The sequence below is a fragment of the Salinivibrio sp. MA427 genome (assembly GCF_001996115.1).
GTDB lineage: Bacteria > Pseudomonadota > Gammaproteobacteria > Enterobacterales > Vibrionaceae > Salinivibrio > Salinivibrio costicola.
Map to the genome: position 1 here is coordinate 1 of NZ_MUFH01000199.1, position 4,963 is coordinate 4,963.

Consider the following 4,963-nt stretch of genomic DNA (forward strand, 5'->3'; position numbering starts at 1 on the left):
AAATAGCCACACCAGTCACATTCTCGCGAAAATCGCGTAAATCCAGCCGTTTATCTATAACGTTTTTGCTATCCAAGCCTTACACTAGACAGTGCGTTTGTTAACGCAATGTTTACCTCTGATGACGACTCACAATGATAATGTTCTAAAAAGGACAACGGAGTGCCAGAATGACCTCGCGTGACCCTATAGTACCAGTGTTACTTGAGAAGGTTTATCAACTCATCGCTGATAAACTCGATGATCCTCAACAACCACTTGTCGATGCGTTAGCCAAAAGGATATTGGGTCAAGTATCTGATGACGATTTGCAGGAACGCAATGAGTCAGATCTTTATGGTGCAGTAATGAGCTTATGGCACCATCTCAACACGTTTGAACAAGATAAAGTCTTTGTTAAAGTTTTTAACCCAAGCCTGAGCGGAAATGGATGGCAATCAACCCATACGATTGTTGAAATCCTCGCTCCAGATGCCCCCTTCCTTGTCGATTCTGTGCGTATGGCCCTTAATCGCTTAGGTATCACAACGCACTTGATGCTGAATAGCCCGATCAAAGCGCGCAAGAATGAGCAGGGAGATGTGGTCGGCATTGGCAGTGAGGACGGCCAATTCCAAAGCACGTTCCATATTGAAATCGACAAGATGTCAGATGACTCAGAGATGGCAGCACTTGAATCTGAGCTCTCTGAAACCTTGACCGATGTCGTAATGGTGGTGAACGACTGGAAGCCAATGCGCGCGCAAATGCTTGAGCTATTAGCATCATTAAAAGACACCCAATTACCGATTGATGATGAGCGCCGCCAAGAAGCTGTCGAGTTCCTAAGTTGGATCACGGACAATAACTTTACCTTTATGGGCTACAAGTGCTTTGACCTGGTTCCGGTTGAAGGCGATTACGAGCTTCGCGCAAGCAGTGACTGTGACGCACTAGGTTTAGCTAAAAAGCACAAATCCCCCCAGGCTCTGCGTTTATCCGAAATGCCTGAGTCAGCCCGAGCAGAAGCGCTGAAAAAAGAGCTGTTAGTGCTTACCAAAAGTAATGCGAAATCTCGGGTTCACCGTCCGGCTTATGTCGATTATATCGGGATCAAAAAGTTTGATAGCAACGGTAATGTGATCGGCGAGCACCGGTTTACTGGGCTCTATGCATCGTCTGCTTATAACCAGTCTACCGCTAGCATTCCGGTGCTGCGTAATAAAGTACGCCGTATCCTTGATAACAGCGGTTTTTATCGCGAATCACACGCGTGGAAAGCGTTGGCTAATATCCTAGAAAACTACCCGCGTGATGAATTGTTCCAAGCGACAGAAGACGAAATGCGCAATGTGGGAATGGGCGTGGTACAAATGCAAGACCGCGACATGCTCCGTGTATTTGTGCGTCGTGATCCGTTTGGTCGTTTTTTCTCGTGCATGGTGTATATCACCCGAGAGCGCTATAACACCGAGTTCCGTCGTCAAACCCAGCGTATTTTACAGCAATACTTTGGATCAGATCAGACGGTTGAATTTACCACTTTTTTCTCGGAAAGCCCGCTGGCGCGGACGCATTATATTGTCCGAGTGGAAAATAATAACTTCGATATTGATGTGAAAAAAATCGAACAAAACCTCACAGAGGCAGCGTCATCGTGGGATGATCGTTTACAAGAAGCCGTGATTGCTAATTTTGGTGAAAATCGTGGTACACCGATCGCGAAACGGTACTTGCGCGCATTTCCGCGTTCTTACAAAGAAGCGATGTTACCAGGGTCAGCAGTGGCGGATATTGAGCGCCTAGAAGGGCTCAGTGATGACAATAAACTCGATATGTTGCTCTACAGGCCGCAAGAAGTTAGCCATCAATCTAATGCCATTAGCCTAAAGCTTTTCCAAAAGTGTGAGCCGATCCATTTATCGGATGTGATGCCGATGCTAGAAAATCTAGGGCTGCGTGTGATCGGCGAATCGCCGTATGAGGTTGAAACCAGCCAGGGGGATGTATATTGGATTCTCGACTTCTCTATGTTGCACAGTGCGGGAGCAGCGTTTGATCTTGGTAATGCGCGCGATCGCTTCCAACATGCATTTGCCGACATTTGGCATGGCCGCTTGGATAATGACGGTTTTAACCGCTTGGTATTAAACGCGGGGTTATCCGGACGAGAAGTCACGATTCTACGCGCCTATGCTCGGTATATGCGCCAGATTGGCTTTCCTTTCAGTCAGGCGTATATCGAGGATACATTAGCTTCGCACCCGCATCTTGCTGGGTTCTTGGTCAGGTTGTTTAATCGACGCTTTGACCCTGCGGGTAAGCCAAACAAGCGAGAACGAGATGCGATTATTCACGAGATTGAAGAGGCACTCGACAATGTTGAAAGTTTGGATGATGACCGTATTATTCGTCGATACATGGAAATCATGCTCGCGACCATGCGCACAAACTYTTTCCAGAAAGATCCGGACAATGGCCAAGACAAACCCTATCTATCGCTAAAACTGCAAGCATCGGATATTCCGGATATGCCTAAGCCGGTTCCCGCGTTTGAGATCTTTGTTTACTCCCCCGATGTAGAAGGGGTGCACTTACGCGGTGGTAAAGTCGCGCGTGGTGGACTTCGTTGGTCCGATCGCCAAGAAGACTTCCGTACCGAAGTCTTAGGCTTGGTGAAAGCGCAGCAGGTCAAAAACACCGTGATTGTGCCAGTCGGGGCGAAAGGGGGCTTTGTCTGCAAGCGTCAACATCAGTTAACTGAGCGGGATGCGATCATTGCTGAGGGTAAGCGATGCTATCGAATCTTTATCCAAGGGTTACTTGATATTACCGATAACATTGTCGAAGGCACCTTGACGCCGCCTGACCATGTGATCCGTCATGACGACGATGACGCCTATTTAGTCGTCGCGGCAGATAAGGGAACGGCAACTTTCTCTGATTTAGCGAACAGTGTCTCAGCGCAATATAACTTTTGGCTGGGAGATGCTTTTGCGTCCGGTGGCTCGAATGGGTATGACCACAAAAAAATGGGGATTACGGCCGCAGGTGCTTGGGAATCGGTAAAACGCCACTTCCGTGAAATTGATATCAACTGTCAAACCACGGACTTTACCTGTGTCGGCATTGGCGATATGGGCGGCGATGTGTTTGGTAATGGCATGCTGCTTTCCAAGCATATTCGCTTAGTCGCAGCGTTTAACCACATGCATATCTTTATTGACCCCGATCCAGATGCCGCGAAAAGCTGGGAAGAGCGCCAACGTCTCTTCAATTTGCCGCGGTCAACTTGGGCAGACTACAATACTCAGTTGATAGCCAAAGGTGGGGGGGTGTTTTCTCGCCGTGCGAAATCAATCACCTTAACGCCGGAGATACAAAAGCTGCTCGGCACCCGTAAGCAGACGATGGCGCCTAACGATCTGATTAAACAGATCGTAAAAGCCAAGGTTGATCTGCTTTGGAATGGTGGTATCGGCACCTATGTTAAGTCATCGAGCGAAACCCATACCTCGGTAGGTGACCGTGCTAATGATGGTTTGCGTGTCAACGGCAATGAAGTGGGTGCTCGTATCATTGGTGAGGGCGGTAACCTTGGCATGACCCAATTAGGGCGAATTGAGTATGCGCTTAACGGCGGTCGAGTGAATACCGACTTTATTGATAATGTCGGTGGTGTCGATTGCTCGGATAACGAGGTCAACATCAAGATCTTGCTTAATGGGCTGGTGGCGGCCGGTGATCTGACCATGAAAAAGCGCAATGAGTTGCTGGAGCGAATGGAAGACGAAGTGTCTGACATCGTGCTCGAGGATGCTTATAGTCAAAGTGAGTCGATCTCTGTCACCCATAACCAGCAGGCCGCTCTGTTAAAAGAGCAGATCCGGTTTATTCACTATTTAGAGAAAGAGGGTAAGCTCGATCGGGCGCTTGAATATCTGCCAGACGATGAAACCTTGTCTGAACGTAACTTGCGTGGCACCGGTTTAACGCGCCCAGAAATTGCTGTGTTGGTTGCCTACGGCAAAATGGTTCTCAAAGAGCAGCTGGTTGTTGATGATGTCACGCAAGATACTCACTTCGGACAGCTACTCCCTAGTTACTTCCCTAAAGAGTTACAACGTCACTACCGAGGCGAGATGGAATCTCATCCACTGATATTGCTAAGTCTTATGCCATTGCCAGAGAGGTGTTTGGTTTTGAGCAGCTATTTGATGATGTGCGCGAGCTCGATAATCATGTGAGTGCCAAAGTGCAGTATGACATCATATTCCGCTGTCGCCGAATGTTACGCCGTGCAACCCGTTGGATGTTACGTAACAAACGCAAAGGAGAGAGTATTGAGGCCCAAGTTGGCTTTTATCGTCCTGCATTGCAAAACTTGGTGGATCACCTCGAACAGTATTTGGTTGAGGGTGAGATCACCGAGCACGATCAACAAGCGGAAGCATTGATAAAAGCGGGCGTACCTGATGCGCTTGCGAACAAGGTTTGTCGCCTGACGAGCGTGTTCTCGGGATTAGATCTTGCCCAAGTGTCAGAACAACTCGACAAGCCATTCGAGCTAGTGGCGCGCTTGTACTATGTACTGGGTGATCGTTTATCACTGCACTGGTTCTTGAAGCAAATCAATAACCAGCCGGTTGATAACCACTGGCAAGCGCTTGCCCGCGCCTCGTTCCGTGAAGATCTTGACTGGCAACAGCGCTTATTGACCGCTCGCATCGTTTCAGAGATGGATTCACAACACGATGCCGAGACAGGGTTAACGCAGTGGATGGATGATCATGCTGTAATCCTGAGCCGTTGGCAAAGCATTGTCGATGAGTTCAAAGTCGGTTCTATGCATGAGTTTGCCAAGTTCTCTGTCGCGCTGCGTGAATTGTCGTTACTAAATTTAAATTGAATTAGTGCGCCAATAACGCAATAATCTAGCCCCGTTTATAACGGGGCTTTTTTATTAGGAGGGATAATGCTATAC

General features: G+C 48.2%; 1 pseudogene. It reads left to right on the forward strand.

The features are described from left to right. Positions 1–170 precede the first annotated feature (170 nt). Positions 171–4,888, forward strand: a pseudogene (locus tag BZG79_RS11580) (NAD-glutamate dehydrogenase). The last annotated feature ends 75 nt before the right edge of the window (positions 4,889–4,963 follow it).